Below are 18,058 nucleotides of genomic sequence, written 5' to 3'. Positions count from 1 at the left end.
TTCAATTATGAAAAAGTTATTTAACCTATTGTTGGTGGCTTTTCTTGCAGTCTCATTTGTTGCCTGTGATGACGATGATTCTCCTGGGGTGACAACAGGTGAGCAGTTTACTGTAGAGCAATCAAACGGTATGACTGTTATCTCTGGTTCTACAGAAGAGAACTTTACATTAAGAGCGAATACAAAATATCTGTTAAAAGGATTTGTATATGTAAAAGAGGGGGCAACTTTAACTATTGAGCCAGGAACTGTTATCATGGGTTATATCGATGCTAATGGAGTAAACTCAAAAGGTACGCTAGTTATTGAACGTGGAGCGAAAATTATGGCAGAAGGTACGGCTTCTAAGCCTATTGTCTTCACGTCAGCTAAACCAGCTGGCTCTCGTGCTGCCGGTGACTGGGGAGGCTTGATTATACTAGGTAAAGCTCCTGTTAACCTTGGATCTGGTGCAATGATTGAAGGTGGTGTAGACAGAGAGTACGGTGGATCTGAAGCTACTGATAATTCCGGTGTACTTAAATATGTACGTATAGAATTCCCTGGTATTGCTTTTCAGCCTGATAATGAAATAAATGGCCTTACAATGGGTGGTGTAGGTTCTGGTACAACAATAGATTACGTACAGGTATCTTATTGTGGTGACGACTCTTTTGAGTGGTTTGGAGGTACTGTAAACGCAAAACATCTTATTGCTTTCAGAAATGTAGACGACATGTTTGATACTGATAATGGTTATAGCGGTAAGCTGCAGTACTTATTAGGTATTTCAGGCTCTGCTTCTGATGTGTCAGGATCAAATGGTTTTGAGTCTGACAACAACTCACAAGGCACTACTGCTACTCCAATTACGGCACCGACATACTCTAACGTAACTTTATTCGGGCCGCTACAAACTAATCCAGCCGCTCAAGTGAATTCCAACTTCAAGCGTGGTCTGCACCTTCGTCGTAACAACCGTACTAAGCTGCACAACTCTATTGTGATGGGCTGGCCTGTAGGTTTATTATTAGATGGTACTGCTACTGAAACAAACGCAACAAATGGCGAATTCAAGATTCAGAATACTGTTATAGCTGGTAGCCCAACTGGTAAAGCGCTTACAGTAGTAGACGGTAGCTCTTTTGATGTAGCAGGATGGTTTACTGCTACCAGTAGAGGAAATGCTGTTGTGGCAGATGCAACAACCCTGAACATTGCTGGTGCTTATACGGCTACCCCAACATTCACAAAAGCAGTTACAACTGTGCAGCCAAGCTTCACAGGCTTAGACAGCTTCTTTGACCAAGTTGACTTTGTTGGTGCTTTCGGTGCCACCAACTGGACTTCTGGCTGGGCTAACTTCGACCCACAAAATACAGCTTACTAATAATTGTAAAAATTGATTGCACATGTATGGGTGAGAAACATTTGTTGCAATCATAGGTAGAGTGGCTTAGTCTCCCATTCTGCATGACCCGCCTCCGCAAGAGGCGGGTTTTCTTTTATTATTAAAAATCGACGCCACTTGTTCCACTGCCCAGGTACTGGTACAGGAGGTAAGCAAGCACTATTAAAATAATTAAGCCGATACAGCCAATACCTCCGCAGCCTCCTTTGCCTCTGCCATCACCGCCTCTGCCGCCGAACAACTTGCTTAATAACCAGAATTTAAATAAACCTCTGAACATAACTCTCTCTTTTAGTGAAACATGAAAGCACCTGCACTACCTGTAGGTGAGGGTAGGGTAAGTGTTTAGGCTTTACGGTTGTACTAAAAAGAGTGTTGTAAATAGTATAGTTCTTAAAATAGCTGCAGCAAAAGAAGATTAGCTGATAGGCACCTTACTCAGAATGCTTTCAATAAAATCTTTGGTTTTAATACCGTCTGCCTCTGCTTCATAGTTAAGAATAATGCGATGGTTCATCACATCATGGGCTACTTCTTTGATATCCTCAGGAAGCACATAATCCCGCTCATCAAAATAAGCAACAGCTTTTGCAGCTCTGTTTAAGGCGATGCTGGCACGTGGCGATACACCAAACTGGATATAGTCGGCAAACTCGTTCAGGTTGTATTCGGCAGGGCGGCGGGTGGCAAACACAAGCTCTATAATATACTTCTCCAGCGTTTCCGAAATCTGCACCTGGTTTATTTCATTTCTGATAGAGAAAATATCTTCTTTAGATAGCACTGTTGCTACAGAATCCTGAAACGACATGTTGGCCATACGGCGCATAATCTCCAGTTCGTCTGCCTTTTTAGGATAGTCCACATATACCTTCATCATAAAGCGGTCTACCTGTGCCTCTGGAAGGGGGTAAGTACCTTCGTGCTCTACAGGGTTCTGCGTAGCCAGCACCAGAAAGGGCAGATCCAGGTTAAAAGTAGTTTCGCCAATAGTTACCTGCTTCTCCTGCATCGCCTCCAGCAGTGCCGATTGTACTTTGGCAGGAGATCGGTTTACTTCGTCTGCCAAAATCAGGTTAGCAAAGATAGGACCTTTCTTAACTTCAAATGCCGAAGCATTCTGGTTATAAATCATGGTTCCGATCAGGTCGGAAGGCAGCAGGTCAGGTGTAAACTGTATACGCTGAAAATCCAGGCGCAAGGCTTTGGAAAGGGAGTTGATCGTAAGCGTTTTTGCAAGTCCAGGCACGCCTTCCAGCAAAATGTGGCCACCGGTAAACAAGCCTATCAGCAGACGGTTAACCATATAGGACTGCCCCACTACCACTTTGCCAACTTCCTGGAAAACCTGCTTTATTTTTCGCTGGTTTTCAATAATCCTGTCCTGAAAAATTAATTCTTCTGCTGCCATACTAACGTAACATGCTTTAAAAACTCTTAAATATAAGTATTCTGGAACAGACTTGCCAACGTTAATACCAGTACCTAAAGCAATAGAGCCTGGTTTGCTTTGCAAACCAGGCTCTATTAAACGTTCGTAGGGGTTTATTATTTTGAGAGATAAAGCTCTCCTTCATGGCCGTGGGCACGCTGGTTCTTAAAGCGGGCAATATCTGCCTGAAGGTTTTCGTAAATCTCCTCTATCTCTTCTGATTCCTCAGTTAATGGTTTAATGTGCTCGCTCAGGAGCTTTGCTGCCAACGGGTAAAACTTGGCATCGTCGGTATTTTTAGCATTCACTTTAAACGAGCTTAGCGAAGACTCCAGCTTTTTAAGCACAGGATACTGGGTTTTAAACTCCTGCACCGTATCACGTAGTTTTTCCCGTATCATCAGGTATAAGTCTTCTTCAAACGTCATCCCGAAGTCATCATCGTCTTCGTCGTCATCGAAGTTATAGTCTAGGTTGTCGTCATCGTAATCGAAATCGTCTCTCATGGCTGATAATATGGTTAATTTAATTTGTTAGTACGGGCCCAGTTCCTGTTTGTGTCGCTACAAAAGCACTTTTTTTAGATAAGTTAGTTTAGTGCAATTTCAAATATTTTAGATAACACTACAGCTTAAAGTAAATGCATAATTAGTGTTTAGACTTTTTATTTGCAATAGTTTACAGGCTACATTTGCCTGAAAATTACTATAATTTTTGGTTCCTGCTGTTGCTCCGGCTCCTATCTGCTCCGGCTCCGGGCAAGATACTTCCTATACAGAAAAGGCCATTACTGTTTGTAAAGGCCTTTTCTGTATAGGATATGCTTCTGCCTGTTATTAAGAGAATTTGCGATCAACCAGTTTAAGCAGCTTCTGCACATGCTCCTGCTTTTTGCTCCAGTTATACTTGCTGTTCAGATCTTCTATAACATATTGCTTGGCGGCATCCGAGCTGTTAAACTCGTCCAGGGTTTTGATAACCTGGTAATAGGCCATGTTGTCGCCTTCGAAAAGCTCGTTTATAAAACTAAAGCGCTGGTTAATAGAAATAGAGTTTTTTAAGGAATCTATTTTCCTGTTACTGTGCGCATCTGCCAGCGACGATTGCGCAGATTTCATATAGCTTTCATGCAAAGTAGGACGCTCAGCCCTGAAGCGTTCGTTCAGGTTATGGTCTGCAGGGTGAGTTGGTTTGCTTGCCGGAGGTATTACAGCCTCCCGTTGTGCCATGTGTATAGGCGCTACAATATCCTTTTCAGCCTGTGGTGCCACAGGTGCAGGCTTAGCTGCTTCCGGAGTTATGATAGGTGGTGTAGCATGTTGTTGCAGGTCTTGCACTGTAACAGGTAAAAGTTGGTTAAACTGTGGCAGCAACTGGGGTAAGGTAGTACGGTTACTTTCGTTAGCCTTTACATACAACCTGAAACGGCTCAGTATATAGTCGCGGTCTCTGTTAGAAGGTGAAAGCGTTTCCACAAAGCCTGAGAAAAGCTGCTTGTCCAGGTCTATGTATTTGAGGTTTTCCTGTAGCTTAGGCAAGGTAATCTCTTCCTGTATTCTCAGAAACTTCTCTTCGAAGACAGCTACAGGGTCCAATACGATCAAGAAGGTATCATAGATGGCTTTCTGCAGGAGTGGTTCAAAAGCATTACGCTTCATAAGTATCTTGCGCGAGAGTACGTTCATAAAGTTTAGAAGCGCCTCCTTTACATCCTCGTGCTCATAATCAAAATACGGACTTCTGAGGTTGGCCATTTCATGATGCCATTTCAGAAGCAGCTCTTTAATAGCAAAAAGATTTACCTGTTTTATAGGCGTAAAACCTATCAGCTGAGGCCCGTTCAGGGTATCGTAAGAGGCAAAGTGGCGGTCGCATAAGTTATTTGCCAGCTCTTTGCTGTAACGCTCTAGGTGTAATTGATTATATTTGTCTTCCATTGGGATTGCTTTCTCCTGTAAAGTTAAAAATAATATGCCAAACTTAGTCGTGCAAAACCTTGCCAATCGTGTGGTAAAGGTAGCGCAGGGGCAAACTTTATTAAAGGCCCTGCAGGCCGACTATATCGACTGGATGCATGCCTGCGGCGCCAAAGGCCGTTGCACAACCTGCCGCCTGGTAGTGGTGGAGGGGCTGCAGCATTTTGGCCCGTTAACCGAGAGCGAAGAAAAATGCCGCGCTAAGGGTCGTTTAAACGATAACGAACGCCTGGCCTGCCAATGTACATTAACGGGTGGCGATGCTATCGGTCTGGTGCCGGAGCAAACAAAGTTGCCTCACTTAACATATACCGATTAGTTTTAGATTAGATGTTTATTGAACCGCGCGTAGGCACTAAGAACCACGCCATCAGGAGAGGATGGGTAGAAGTAATTTGTGGGTCGATGTTTTCTGGAAAAACAGAAGAACTCATTCGCAGACTGAACCGGGCAAAAATAGCCAAACAGAAAGTAGAGATATTCAAGCCCACTATAGATAAACGCTACGACGATATAGATGTTGTATCGCATAATGCCACTGCTATCCGGTCTACGCCAATAGATTTTGCACAGGATATGCTGCTGTTGGGAGGCAGCAGCGATGTAGTAGGTATAGATGAGGCGCAATTCTTTGACGACGGTCTGGCTGATGTGTGTGTAAAGCTGGCAAACAGTGGTGTGCGTGTAATAGCAGCCGGCCTTGATATGGATTATCTCGGAAACCCTTTTGGGCCTATGCCGGCATTAATGGCTGTGGCAGAATATGTTACCAAAGTGCATGCTATCTGTGTGCAATGTGGCGAGATTGCTACTTATTCTTTTCGGAGAGCCGCATCGGAGCAGCAGGTGCTGTTAGGTGAAACAGACTCGTATGAAGCCCGTTGTCGCCATTGTTTTCAGGAAGGGTTAAAGCAGAGAAGTTGAAAAGCGAAAGTGTTAGAGTGCCGGAGAAGCAAGATTCTGCTACTGTGTAAGTTAAGTTTTAGAAATATTGCTGAATATATTCGTTACTCAAGATCATTTTGCTGTAATTTCTAATTTAGCGTAGCACCAGTACACTTTCAGGTAAGGTCTTAAATATTTATGACATTCAAAAGGCTCGGAGTTTTCTTTTAAGCCTATCATTTCTAATTTGTCAGAGCACCAGGGTGATGAAGCACAGACATATAAGCAAAGCCATAATAAGGCACTTACTATACCTGAGTTGCCTGCTATGCTTCTGCAACCTGAGTTATGGGCAAAGCAGAATACCTGTTGGCAGTTGGCAAGTCCATGTGCCTTACCAACAGGCAATGGCGGTGGCAGATGCAGGAGATCGCATCTATTGTGTTGCGGAAGGTGGGCTTTTCTACTATGACAAAGAGTTTAACAATGTGCAAACTCTTAGCAAGGTAGATGGGCTACGGGAGCAGCAAATCAGTGCCATCCGATATAGCGAAGCTACCAAAACGCTCATTGTTGCTTACACAAATACTTCTATCGATTTGCTGCAAGGCAACCGCATCATCAATATCAATGATATCTACAGGAGAGCTATCGCCGGAGAAAAAGCTATTCGGCACATTTTGGTGCAGGATAAGCTTGCTTATCTTTCCTGTAGTTTCGGCCTGGTAGTGCTGGATCTGGAAAAGCTGGAAATCAGAGATACCTATAGTAACCTGGGTGCAAACGGTGCACAGGTAAATGTTTCTGCTAGTGCTATTCTGCGGGATAGCATTTATATTTCATCTGGAGAGGGAATATTAGCAGCCAGGAGAACAGGCGTAAACCTGCAGGACTTCGCCAACTGGACAAGCCTGAACACGGGGCTGCAAAATCCGGCTGTAACTACAGGTCTGGTGAGCTTCCATGGCAGCTTGTATACAGGATCAGCCAGCCAGGGAGTTCTGAAGTTATCCGGGAAGCAGTGGGGTTCAACTGGTTTTGCTACTGGCTCTCCCATCGTAAACCTGGCTTCCTCTAGCGACTACCTGATAATTATACTCGCCCATGATCTCCTCCTGCTGGATAAAAACAATACCAGCATACAGGTTTCTCATGCGCTCCTAAAAGCTCCGCAGGATGCATTTGTAGCACAAGGCAATGTTTTGTGGGCAGCAGATCGAAGCAAAGGGCTCGTAAAGTTAAATTTGAAAAACGGACAGGCAGATCCATTTGTGCCTAATGGCCCATACTCGAACAATAGCTTTGCTGTTTATGCAGGAAACGGGATTACTTACAGTGTAAGCGGAGGCTACAACGCAGAATACCAGGAACAGGGGCTGCAGGACGGGTTTTCTAAGTATGAGAATGGCACCTGGAGTAGCTATAACGTTTCTCTATATCCGGATCGTGCTACATTTCCGGTAGTAGCAGATCTGGTAAGTGCTGTTTATAATCCTGTAACTGGTAGCATGTATTTTGGCAGCTATGGGAGTGGCTTACTGGAGTGGGAGGAACCCGGTAGCTATACTTTGTACAATGGCACCAACAGCACTCTTAAAAGCACATCAGGTGGAAATGAAGCAGTTCGCCAGATTCGGGTAACAGATGTAGCAGTAGATGCTAGTGGTAGTGTATGGGTTGTAAACCGGAATCAGCTTGCAAACCAGCCAGGCCTGCATGTACTGCATCCGGATAAAACCTGGCAAGCTTATACCTTACCGGGAATGACTGACGGAGCCAACCTGGAACATCTTATTATTGATGATGTTGGGCAGAAATGGCTGACAATTGCCCGCCGCAGTAATACCCGCACAGGTTTAGTGGTATTCGATACGGAGCAAAGGCAATTAAAATACCTGAGTTCAGGTGTAGGTACCGGAGGGCTGCCGAGCAGTGCAGTATACACTATTGTAAAAGATTTACTAGGTGATATCTGGGTTGGCACAGGAAGCGGCGTAGGAATTTACTATAATCCGGCATTGGTTTTCGCTGAGCCATCCTATGAAGCATATATACCTATTGTAGATGGCAGGCCACTTCTGGATGGGCAGATCATACGTGCTATGGCAGTAGACGGGGGTAACCGGAAGTGGATTGGTACCGACAACGGCCTTTGGGTTTTTACCCCGGACGGAACTGAACTGGTACGTCATTTTAATAAAACAAACAGTGCCATACCTTCCAATAAAATTCTTTCTGTTGCCATAGAACATAGATCAGGAGAAGTATTTGTTTCTACAGAAGCAGGTGTCGCTTCTTACAGGGCAGGAGCAACTATCACAGAAGGCACCCCTGATTGTGCGGTTGTGTATCCCAACCCTGTCAGGAAAGATTTTTCAGGTATGATCGGTATAGCTGGTCTGGCTAATAATGCACAGGTGCGTATAACAGATATAAACGGCACCCTTGTGTATAAAGGACAAGCTACCGGAGGTACTTTTACCTGGGATGCACGTAGCTATAATGGCAAAAGAGTTAAGGCTGGCGTATACCTGGCTTTAAGCTCCGATGCCGAAGGGAAACAGGCCTGTGTAAGTAAAATCGCTATTCTGGACTAGATGCTGGTAAAAACAAGAGGTATTGTACTGAACTATATCAAGTACCGCGAATCATCTATCATTGCAAAAGTATATACAGAGCAGCTCGGGGTGCAGTCGTATATCGTAAACAGTGTGCGTAAAAAGGGGGGAGGTTCCCGGATAGCCCTGTTTCAGCCTTTCTCGTTGCTCGACATGGTGGTATATACTTCTCATAAAGGCGGGCTTACCCGTATTTCAGAGTATAAGGTAGCGCATCCTTTTATTTCTATTCCGTTTGATATTATGAAGAGCAGCATCCTGATGTTTCTCTCCGAAATGGTAACACGCACAGTAAAAGAAGAGGAAGAAAACGCGCCTCTGTTTACTTTTCTATATGAGGCTATTATTGTATTTGATGAGCAGGAACAGCATTTCGAAAATTTTCACCTCGTTTTCCTGCTGCAGCTTGCCCGGTACCTGGGTTTCGGGCCTACGACAGGAGCAGAGATAGTGGAGCAGGTAGCTTTTTCAGCGAATGCACAGGCCCTGACAGGTGCGCCACCAGTGCTGGCACTACAGGCTTATGAGCTATACTTTGATCAGTTGCTCAGCCAGTCGCCTGAGTTGCACATCCCCAATGGGCGGGTAAGGCGGGAGTTGCTGGCTATTCTGATCCGTTACTACCAGTTGCATGTAGACCGTTTAGGAGAAATAAAATCTCTGGCGATACTTTCGGAAGTGTTGGGCTAGTGGCATAACCATAAACAAGAAAAGGCGAGATTTAATCTCGCCTTTTCTTGTTTATGGTTAGATAGTCTTATCGCACCCTTTCTACTTTAATATCGAAAACTAAAACTGTATTAGGAGGTATAGAGCCATTGCCATTATAGCTGTAGCCTAAATATGAAGGAATAAAAAAACGTGCTCTTTCTCCACCTTTCATGAGCTTCAAAGCTTCATGCCAACCTTTGATAACACCAGTCTTATCAATAGTAACAGGAAAAGTTTGTGCTCTGTCGTAGGAACTGTCAAACTTAACATTGTTTGTAAAACGACCAATGTAGTGTACATCTACTGTAGAACCAGAAGTTATTGCTGGTCCTGTTCCTTCTTCCTCTTTAAGGTAGTATAAGCCAGAACTTGTTTTTACTACTGCATCCTTGTTTACAGCATATTCACCTGTCTGATTATCATCAAAGTATTTCTGGATAATCTGATCATCTTTCACTTTTTGCTGCTCAATTTCCTCAGCGGTAGGAATGTAACCTGCATAAGGATTATAAGTAGGCTCTTTGCAAGCCGTAAACAGAGAAATTACTAAAAGTGGTAAGAGCACTTTTAACCAGGGTTTGGCAGTAAATGCGCGTTGGATGAAAAGTTTAAGGCTCATAAGGCAAGTATAAGTTAAAATTACTGTTTCTTCACATCAACAAGCTCTACATCGAAACGCAGAACAGAGTTGGCTGGCATATCAGGACCACGATCCTGCGGGCCATAAGCTAAAGTAGAAGGCACTAACAAAGTAGCTTTGCTTCCCTTGTTTAGTAAAGCAATACCTTCGTCCCATCCCGGAATAACACGTCCCTGGCCTAATGGAAAAGAGAAAGGCTCGCCGCCAGTCATTGGATTTTCATAAGAGGACTCCAATTCTTTGCCATCCAGGTGAGTAAGTTTGTAGTGTACAGAAACTTCGTCGCCTGCGGTTGGCTGTGCTCCTTTGCCTTGCTGAGTAATTTTATAGTACAAGCCAGATTCAGTTTTCTGGAAACCCTGCAGGTTATTCTCTTTAAAGTAAGACTGAATCTTTTCGTCGTCTATTGAAACCTGCTTGGCAGCACGCTCTTGCTGCTCACGCTGCATATCAGCAATTGCTTCTTCTTCAGACTGTACTTTTAAAGCCTTAATATAAAAAGTAAGAAAAGTGCCTGATTTAATGAATGGAGGCATCGGCTGACGGAAAGTCTTTGTAAAAAGAGAGTCAGCATTGATTTTGAACACGGCACTATCACCAGCAGAAAGTAAGGTAAGACCTTCTTCCAGGCTACCTTTAAAGGTAGAAGCCATTACCGGGATCATGATAGGCATTTTAGGCTCTTGTGCGCGAGAGTCAAAAAGAACAGAGTCTTCTGCATTTTTGTAGGACATGTGCATGGTTACCACCTGGCCTAAACGTGCTCCGGTAGAGTCTGCCGGGTTTACTTTGCCTTTGTTCTCATACTCACCACCATCTTTCTGTTCAAATATTTTGTAAGAAAGGCCAGTATCGGTTGTAAGGAATTCGTCGTTATTAGTCGATTTGCACGACTGGAACAATAAAGCTGCACCAGCTAGAACTGGCAGGATAAATTTTGTTTTAGATAACATGGATATAAGTTGATAAATTATTTTCTTAATTGACAGGCTTAACTAATTGATCCTTATACTGTGGAAGCAGGCTCTCGAATTTAGCCACTGTTGCATCCAAAGATTCCAGCGACATGCCTCCTGCTGCATTTCTGTGCCCGCCACCGTTAAAGTGCTTGCGCGAAAACTCATTTACCGAGAAATCGCCTACAGAGCGGAATGAGATTTTGACAGCCTGTACGCGGTCTATGATAACGGCAGCAAAAACAATGCCTTCTATCGACAGCGCAAAGTTAACCAGGCCTTCTGTATCTCCTGTTTTAGAATCGTAAGCTTTTAAATCATCAGCTGATATGGCAATATAGGCAGTATTGTATTCGTGCCGCACCACCAGCTTATCTTTTAAAGCATAACCCAGAAAACGCAAACGCAGTTCCGAAGAGCTATCGTATATAAGGCGATGTATATTAGACGTGTTTACTCCAATGTGCAGCAAATCTGCTATAATCAGGTGTACATTTTTAGAGGTGCTGGGGTGGCGGAACGAACCTGTATCCGTCATAATACCGGCATACAGGCACTCGCCAATGCTGGTATCTATCATGTCAGCCTCTCCCATATCCTTGATCAGGTCGTATACCAGTTCGGCTGTTGCGGCGGCACTTGAGTTTGAGTAGTCTAAATCGGCAAAGTTCTCCGGCTCCAGGTGATGGTCGATCAGTACTTTTGTTCCTTTCGCTTGTCTGATATACTCTCCCATTTCATTGATGCGGGAAAGGGCAGAAAAGTCGAGGCAGAAAATAACCTGTGACTCCTGAATAATTCTATGCACAAGGGCATCATTACTTTCGGAGTAAACAATTACGTCGTTGTTCCCCGACATCCAGGAAAGAAAGTTAGGGTAATCGGAAGGAGTGATAACCGTAACACGGTGCCCCTTCTTTTTTAAATAACCTGCTAAGCCCAAAGAAGAACCCAGTGCATCGGCATCTGGTTTGTGGTGTGTGGTGATCATCACCTCTTTAGGCTCTTTCAGAAGCTCTTTTAGAGCATTGATATCGTGCATACTATAGTTATAAATCCTCTGACTGATAAGGATATAAGCTGCGAATTTCTGAAGAAATAACTTCTAAAACAATAGAACAGACTTTTTGCAGCCCTGAGCCTGACGCAGCTAAACTTAAAGGAATTGTTATGAATTAGAAAGTATAGTTAAAAAATGTGCTGTAATTGAGCGAAATGCTCTAATTTTGCAGCTTCAAAATGAAATTATAAACTAAATATACTTAAAAACATGGCTGGAAACATTACATTTACCATGATTAAGCCTGATGCTGTGGCTGAAAACCATATCGGCGGCATTACTAAAATGATCGAAGAAGGCGGCTTCCGCATCGTTGCTATGAAAAAAACCAAACTTTCAGAAGAGCGTGCCGGTCAGTTCTACGAAGTACACAAAGAGCGTCCTTTCTACGGAGATCTTGTAAAATACATGTCTTCCGGCCCTATCGTAGCCATGATCTTAGAGAAAGACAATGCCGTTGCCGATTTCCGTACATTAATTGGTGCTACCAACCCTGCTCAGGCTGAGGAAGGTACTATCCGTAAGGTGTATGCAAAGTCTATCGAAGCAAATGCTATTCACGGATCAGACTCTGACGAAAACGCACAAATTGAAGGTGATTTCTTCTTTGGTGCTGATGAGCGCTTCTAATAATTAATTGAATTTACTTATTGATATATCCCCGCCGGAACAGTTTTCTGGCGGGGATTATTTTTTCAAGCTAACTTTGATACGTCGCCTGGAATCTAAGAGTATTTGCTCCGGAACCTGTTCGTATTCTGTTGCTTTCATGTAACTTGCGCCACATTTTTAAGCATTATTACCGTTATCCAGTTTTTTGTGGAAGAGATTATTTACCTCTGCTTTTTTGCCTTTCTGGCTGGCTTTATTGATTCTGTAGTAGGGGGTGGAGGACTTGTTCAACTGCCTGCTTTATTTGTTTTCTTGCCGGGCGTGCCGCTTCCCACCGTTTTCGGTACCGGCAAACTGGCTTCTATAGCAGGCACTACCTCTGCTATGGTAAAGTATGTGCGCAGCGTTGAGATAAATTACTGGAGCATGTTGCCTGCAGCTGTGGCGGCTTTTATCTTTTCCTTTTTGGGTGCCCGCGCTCTTAGCCACCTCGATGCCAGCCTGCTAAAGCCCCTCATCCTGATTCTGCTGGTGTTGGTAGCTATTTATACTTTCATAAAGAAAGACTTTGGCTCTTTGCACGCTCCTAAATTATCCGCAGCAAAAGAGAAGCTTTATGGCTTAGCGATTGGTGCGGTAATCGGCTTTTATGATGGCTTTTTTGGGCCTGGCACCGGTAGCTTTTTAATCTTTATCTTTATTGGCATCTTCGGGTTTAACTTTTTAGCAGCTTCTGCCGCAGCCAAAGTAGTAAACGTGGCTACAAACCTTTCGGCCCTACTATACTTTGGCTACAAAGGGTATATTCTCTACGAAGTAGCTATTCCTATGGCTATATGTAGCATTATAGGTTCTCAACTGGGCACCCGGACAGCTTTAAAACGCGGAACAGCCTTTGTGCGGGTGCTGTTCCTGGTGGTGGTATCGGGCATCATTATTAAGTTTGCCTACGATACCTATGGCACCGGCGGAGCAGATTTCGCAAAACTAAGCACAAGCCTGCTGAAGTGGACCGGCTTTAGAAGCTAGCGCACTTCCAAATTAAAAATTTGAAATGCTCTTCCATAGCGCCTTATCCTCAACATTTAAATAACAGTTGTTCTATAAATAAAATCGGAGGAGCATTAGCGTTTTACAAATTATGCGACTCTTGTCCTACCGACACACATGTCACCCTCAATTCTTAACTTTTAACTTATACCAGCCTTAATCCACTTCAATATTACCTGCGGCCCAGTAGAGCAGCGTTTTGGCTTTAGCATATTTTGCCCGTAGGTTATACAGCTTAAGCTCTGCCTCCATTAGCTTTACTTCTCTGGAGTTTATCAGGAACAAAGAACTTTCGCCACTCTGAAAGCGGGTAGATTCACCTTCGCGCAGGGTGCGGGCATTGGTTACCATCTGCTCCTGTAAGCGGATCTGGTTTTCGAGCGCTTGCCATTCGTTAAAGGCGGCATGCAGGCTGTTCTCTACTTCACGGGATGTTTGTGCCAGGGCCAGTTTGTTTTCTTCCTGCTTCACTTTAGTGAGCTGCAGTTTACCCCGCTCCTGTCGCAGAAACAGTGGCTGCGACAGGCTGATACCCAGCTTGTAGTTGCCGCCCATGTACTGCCTGTCAAATGCTTCCTGGTTCATAAAAAAATCGCTTTGCAGGAGGTTGTATTCCACGTTTAGCTTAGGTTTTAACTTGTCTGCCGCAAAACGCTGCTCTACCTGTAGCTGCTGGCCTTTCAGGTCCAGCTTGCGCAGGTCTGGGTGGTTGGCTTTGGCGCTCTCCAGTACCCGTTGCATCTCTTCGCGCGACATAGGAGTTATTTCGCTACCGGCCAGCGAAGGAATCGTGTGTTCCTGTAGCTCCAGCGGCACTTCATTCTCGCCCCATAGGTGCTGTGCCACCTGCAAGCGCGCATTGTTATAACGAAGCAGAGATTCCTGAAGCATAACTTGCCGGTTTTGCACTTCTGTGAGCGCTTCTACTGTGTCAATGGCAGCTAGGTCGCCTTCCTGAACACGGGCCTTTACGGCTTGCAGCCTGAAGCTTGCCAGATCCAGCGACTCTTCGAACAGCTGCACCTCTCGGTAATACTGCAGCCAATCCCAATAGTCTTTGGTAACCTGCAGCAGTAGCTTGTTTATCAACTTAATGCGGTCAGCTTCTGCTATTTCCTGGAAAAGGCGAGCCTGTTTTATAGTAGCGCGGCGCTCATCAATAAATAAGCCCTGCCCAAGCGGAACCGAAATACCTGCATAGCTAAGGCCGTTTTCCGGTACCACGTTCTCTGGGTTCAGGTACTGCCCCTGCGCTTTATCAAAGCCTGCCTTTATTTCGGGGCCAAACCAAAGCGGCACCTGAAGGGTATTACTCCATAGGTTATAGTATTCCTTGCCGCCAAACTCTTTCCTGTACAACTTACTACTAACAACAGGATCGAGGGTGCCCCGGGCAATACGCAGTTCCTGCCTTGCCTGCTCAGTCAGAAGATCTGCCTGAGAGGCTACAGGATGATGTGTAAGGATCAGGCGGTAGTATTGCTGTAGTGTTAAAATCTGCACTGAATCCTGCGTCTGCGCTTTAGACACAGAGCTGTTCATGAAGCTTACCATCAGCCATACTATTCCTAAAATTCTTTGCACGTTTATCTTCATCACTTAATATTCTACCTTTTTACTATCTGCCTTTGCACCGTCAGTAGCTGCTTTGGTGCCACTGCCCCCGGTATAATCTGCCGGGAAGCCGTTAAGCTGACGCCAGATTTCGTACCAGACCGGCACTGTGTTAAGCATAGCCCATCCGTTTACGCCGGAACCTACCCGTAATGCATCCGGCCATTCTTCCCGCTCCGGGTCCTGCACAACCAGCAGGCGGTATCTGCCGTTGGTGCCTGTGTTATCTATCACAGCCACTTTGCCTGCGAAAGTTCCAAAGCTGGCACCAGGCCATCCAGAGAATACCAGCGCAGGCCAGCCTTCAAACTGGAGCCGGACATGATCTCCTGTTTTAAGCAGCGGTAGGTCGAGGGCATCTACATACAGCTCTGCTGCCAGCTCCGGGTTCTGTGGCATAACAGTAGCCACAGGTTCTCCTTCTTTTATTGTTTCGCCGATACCAGCTTTCAACGTTCTTACCAGGTAACCGTCCTGGGGTGCTACGATGTGGTAGTACTGGTTGCGGACCTGCGTGCTGCTATATTCATTTTGAAGTTTGGAAATCTCAGCCTGCGTGCCATATACATAAGAGCGGGTGGCGCTTAACTCTGCTTCAGCTTTCGCTATTTTGTCGGCATAGTCTGCCTGCACAGAGCTTAATTCGGTGCGGGCATTTTGCAGTTCGGCACGGGTAGCGGCAAATCTGTTTTCAAATGCCAGCAACTTTGCCTGTGCCTCCTGTAGTTTCAGGCGACGGGTTTCCAACTCCGTTAGCGATTTCAGACCCTGTTCATACAGGCTTTGCTGCCGCTGAAACTGAGATTCAGCTATACTTAAGTCTGTGCGTTGTGCCACCACATCCATGCTATCGCTTTGTAGTTTTAGGCGGGTTTGCTCCACTTTGTTGCGGCCTTTCTGCAGGCTGAAAACCAAGCCTTCCCGTAATGCCTGTATCTGTTGAACCATGGCTTCTGCTTTGGCTTCGGTAGCCTCGGCAGATCCCTGTTTGGCATTGAGTTGCTCCCCGATACGGGCCAGCAAGTTCGGGTCGAGGTACTTTTCTTTCACCTCAGATATACTCACTATTGTATCGCCCTTTTTCACCAGTTGCCCTTCCTGAATGTACCAGCGCTCTATTCGTCCTGCAATGGTTGCCTCCACTGTTTGAGGCCTGTCTTGCGGGCTAAAGGCTGTTAGGGTACCATAGGAATTTACATTTTGTGTCCAGGGCAGGAACAGGCAAAGTATTAAGAATAAGATGATGCCGATTATCCAATATGCAAGTTGCCTGCTTAGCCGTGGCGTCTGTACCATGTCCATTGCCTCGAAGGAGGTGTGGTACTGTCGGTTATAGCGCATTGCTTCTAATTCTTCTCTTTTCATTTTTCAGCTGTTAAATAAGCCAGTTGCTGATAATATTCACTTCTCTGAACTTCTTCAAAAGTTCCGTTTGCCACCAGGTAGCCATCCGAAAGCAGTAGTGTACGGTCACACATCTGCATAATATCCGGATCATTGGAGATGATAAACATGGTCCAGCCGAATTGCTTGGAAGTAAGCAGTTGCATCAGGCGCATCTTCTCCTGCTTTTCCATCCCACCCCAGAAATCATCGATCAGCAGCATTTTAGGCCGGAGCACCAGGCAGCGGGCCATGACTATTTTACGGGCTGCACTGGCTGCCAGGCGCATGCTGCCACCTGTAAGCTGGGTTTGCAAACCATTTGGCAAAGCATGTATAAAATCTGTTAAGCCCACGCATTCGGTTGCCCAGACTACATCTTCTATAGGTACAGACGGTACGCCCAGGGTAATGTTTTCCAGCACGGTGCCATCGAACAACTGCTCTTTAGAGGTGTTGTCTCCGATCAGGCGGCGCAGGCTGCTCTTTTTTAAGTCGCGTAACGATAAGCTGTTGTAGGCAATGCTGCCTTCGTACTGCTCGTAGAGCCCCAGCAGCAGGTTGTTTAAAGTAGATTTGCCGGAGCTGTTAAAGCCTGCGAGGCATATCCTTTCAGAAGGCGCAATGTTAAATGTTACACCTTTTATAGTATAAGTGTCCTGGAGCGGGTACTTATACTTCAGATCACGCACATGAACCGCCAGGCCAGCTGTGTTGCTGTGCAGGTTTATGCCGGCCTCATCCTCCAGTGGCATGTCTGTTACCTGTCCGAGTTTATCAAGGCTTGTAAGGGCATCATAAACAGTATCCAGTTTAATGATTATTTTCTCTACAGCCGTCATAATAAGAATGATAATGATTTCTGAGGCTACAAACTGGCCTATGTTGATTTCTCGGTTAATGACCAGGATACAGCCCAGCACCAGCAAGCCGCCAGTAATAAGTGTTTTAAAGCCAACGAAGCTGAAGTACTGTGTCATCAGTACCTTAAAGTGTTGCTTCCGGGCCTTGATATAGTTGGTAACAAAACCGTCTGTTTTTTGCATAGGCAGTTCTGACTGCCCCACCAGTTTAAAGGTGCTCAGGTTGCGCGACATTTCTTCGAGCCAGCTAACCAGCTGGTACTTGTATTTTGACTCCTTTATGCTGGTGTCTATGCCTTTAGGTCCTGAGAAGTAAAAGATGGCTGCCAGTACTATAACCAGGAACAAACCGAATACAATAAAGTATGGGTGATAAAAGGAAAGCAGAATCAGCCCGAATACAATCTGAATAATAGCAGTCGAGAAATCGGTAAGCAGCTTTGCCATGGATTTCTGAAGCGCTACTGTGTCGAAAAAACGGTTCATGAGTTCTGGTGGGTAGTAGTTGAGCAGTGGCTCGGCTTTCATGCGCGGTACTCGAAAGGCAAAATCGAATGCCGATTTAGCAAAGATGCGCTGCTGAATATACTCTACCAGCCAGAGCTGCATTACCTGTAAGCCCCCCACTACCAGCAGTGCTATCACAATAAGAGCAATCAGCACCACAACCGATACCGATACCTGCCCGCTTGAAATAAAGGCGATAATGCTTTGTATGCCGAGCGGCAGCGAAAGGCTGATAAGCCCGGCTACCAGTGCATATACATAGAGATAAATTATTTCCCGCTTCTCGGAAGCCAGCAGCTGAAAGAAACGCTGCATAGGCGTAAACAGCGGTTTTGGAGAACCTTTAGTGCCCATTTTTTTA

17 protein-coding genes are annotated in these 18,058 nt (G+C 45.1%); 7 read left to right on the top strand and 10 right to left on the bottom strand.

Annotated features, from left to right (window positions below; translation table 11 throughout):
• The first annotated feature begins 7 nt into the window (after positions 1 to 7).
• Complete coding sequence (locus C1N53_RS15595) at positions 8 to 1,369, top strand: T9SS C-terminal target domain-containing protein (protein WP_137760194.1); 1,362 nt, start codon at positions 8 to 10, stop codon at positions 1,367 to 1,369.
• Positions 1,370 to 1,490: 121 nt separating this feature from the next.
• On the opposite strand, the gene C1N53_RS15590 is transcribed toward C1N53_RS15595, so the two are convergent.
• The 4 genes from C1N53_RS15590 to C1N53_RS15575 form a co-directional block, all read right to left on the bottom strand.
• Entirely contained in the window at positions 1,491 to 1,670 is a 180-nt protein-coding gene (locus tag C1N53_RS15590) for a hypothetical protein (RefSeq protein ID WP_137760193.1), read from the bottom strand.
• 138 nt (positions 1,671 to 1,808) lie between these two features.
• Positions 1,809 to 2,801, bottom strand: a complete 993-nt coding sequence (locus C1N53_RS15585; RefSeq protein WP_137760192.1) for a MoxR family ATPase — start codon at positions 2,799 to 2,801, stop codon at positions 1,809 to 1,811.
• Positions 2,802 to 2,938: 137 nt separating this feature from the next.
• The gene (locus C1N53_RS15580) at positions 2,939 to 3,328 is read right to left on the bottom strand and encodes a hypothetical protein (protein ID WP_137760191.1); all 390 of its coding nucleotides are present in this window, start codon (positions 3,326 to 3,328) and stop codon (positions 2,939 to 2,941) included.
• Between the two features lie 330 nt (positions 3,329 to 3,658).
• The gene (locus tag C1N53_RS15575) at positions 3,659 to 4,759 is read right to left on the bottom strand and encodes a hypothetical protein (protein WP_137760190.1); all 1,101 of its coding nucleotides are present in this window, start codon (positions 4,757 to 4,759) and stop codon (positions 3,659 to 3,661) included.
• Between the two features lie 34 nt (positions 4,760 to 4,793).
• Here C1N53_RS15575 and C1N53_RS15570 point away from each other — a divergent pair, with 34 nt between their 5' ends.
• The 4 genes from C1N53_RS15570 to recO all read left to right on the top strand — a co-directional run bounded on the left by C1N53_RS15570 (position 4,794) and on the right by recO (position 8,991).
• Complete coding sequence (locus C1N53_RS15570; protein WP_137760189.1) at positions 4,794 to 5,117, top strand: 2Fe-2S iron-sulfur cluster-binding protein; 324 nt, start codon at positions 4,794 to 4,796, stop codon at positions 5,115 to 5,117.
• An 11-nt stretch (positions 5,118 to 5,128) separates the two neighbouring features.
• Positions 5,129 to 5,722 carry a thymidine kinase gene (locus tag C1N53_RS15565; protein ID WP_137760188.1) on the top strand — a complete coding sequence of 198 codons (594 nt, stop codon included), beginning with the start codon at positions 5,129 to 5,131 and terminating at the stop codon, positions 5,720 to 5,722.
• A gap of 227 nt (positions 5,723 to 5,949) precedes the next feature.
• Positions 5,950 to 8,280 carry a hypothetical protein gene (locus tag C1N53_RS15560; protein ID WP_137760187.1) on the top strand — a complete coding sequence of 777 codons (2,331 nt, stop codon included), beginning with the start codon at positions 5,950 to 5,952 and terminating at the stop codon, positions 8,278 to 8,280.
• Positions 8,281 to 8,991, top strand: a complete 711-nt coding sequence (gene recO, locus C1N53_RS15555; protein ID WP_137760186.1) for a DNA repair protein RecO — start codon at positions 8,281 to 8,283, stop codon at positions 8,989 to 8,991.
• Between the two features lie 67 nt (positions 8,992 to 9,058).
• On the opposite strand, the gene C1N53_RS15550 is transcribed toward recO, so the two are convergent.
• Genes C1N53_RS15550 through C1N53_RS15540 form a run of 3 tightly spaced genes read right to left on the bottom strand, consistent with a single transcriptional unit; the run spans position 9,059 to position 11,650 of the window.
• Positions 9,059 to 9,631, bottom strand: coding sequence for an FKBP-type peptidyl-prolyl cis-trans isomerase (locus C1N53_RS15550; RefSeq protein WP_137760185.1), 573 nt, complete (start codon positions 9,629 to 9,631; stop codon positions 9,059 to 9,061).
• Between the two features lie 20 nt (positions 9,632 to 9,651).
• Complete coding sequence (locus tag C1N53_RS15545) at positions 9,652 to 10,605, bottom strand: FKBP-type peptidyl-prolyl cis-trans isomerase (protein WP_137760184.1); 954 nt, start codon at positions 10,603 to 10,605, stop codon at positions 9,652 to 9,654.
• Positions 10,606 to 10,630: 25 nt separating this feature from the next.
• Positions 10,631 to 11,650: a bifunctional oligoribonuclease/PAP phosphatase NrnA gene (locus tag C1N53_RS15540; protein WP_137760183.1), complete on the bottom strand. Its 1,020-nt coding sequence runs from the start codon at positions 11,648 to 11,650 to the stop codon at positions 10,631 to 10,633.
• A 228-nt stretch (positions 11,651 to 11,878) separates the two neighbouring features.
• Between C1N53_RS15540 and C1N53_RS15535 the strand changes: the two genes are divergently transcribed.
• Entirely contained in the window at positions 11,879 to 12,298 is a 420-nt protein-coding gene (locus C1N53_RS15535; protein ID WP_137760182.1) for a nucleoside-diphosphate kinase, read from the top strand.
• Positions 12,299 to 12,487: 189 nt separating this feature from the next.
• Positions 12,488 to 13,309 (top strand): TSUP family transporter, encoded by an 822-nt coding sequence (locus tag C1N53_RS15530; protein ID WP_137760181.1) that lies wholly within the window; start codon positions 12,488 to 12,490, stop codon positions 13,307 to 13,309.
• A gap of 177 nt (positions 13,310 to 13,486) precedes the next feature.
• Here the strand turns inward: C1N53_RS15530 and C1N53_RS15525 are convergent, their stop codons facing one another.
• From C1N53_RS15525 to C1N53_RS15515, 3 genes are read right to left on the bottom strand one after another with little or no spacing between them, the layout of a single operon-like run.
• Positions 13,487 to 14,914 carry a TolC family protein gene (locus tag C1N53_RS15525; protein WP_168194043.1) on the bottom strand — a complete coding sequence of 476 codons (1,428 nt, stop codon included), beginning with the start codon at positions 14,912 to 14,914 and terminating at the stop codon, positions 13,487 to 13,489.
• Positions 14,915 to 14,929: 15 nt separating this feature from the next.
• Positions 14,930 to 16,309 carry an HlyD family secretion protein gene (locus tag C1N53_RS15520; protein WP_240773240.1) on the bottom strand — a complete coding sequence of 460 codons (1,380 nt, stop codon included), beginning with the start codon at positions 16,307 to 16,309 and terminating at the stop codon, positions 14,930 to 14,932.
• A complete protein-coding gene (locus C1N53_RS15515; protein WP_240773239.1) occupies positions 16,306 to 18,051 on the bottom strand; it encodes a peptidase domain-containing ABC transporter in 1,746 nt (581 codons plus the stop codon). Before C1N53_RS15515 ends, C1N53_RS15520 begins: the two co-directional genes overlap by 4 nt.
• Positions 18,052 to 18,058: the final 7 nt, after the last annotated feature.

The organism is Pontibacter sp. SGAir0037 (genome assembly GCF_005491705.1).
Lineage (GTDB): Bacteria > Bacteroidota > Bacteroidia > Cytophagales > Hymenobacteraceae > Pontibacter.
The sequence above is the reverse complement of the archived record's forward strand: the minus strand, read 5'-3'. Positions and strand labels throughout refer to the sequence as shown.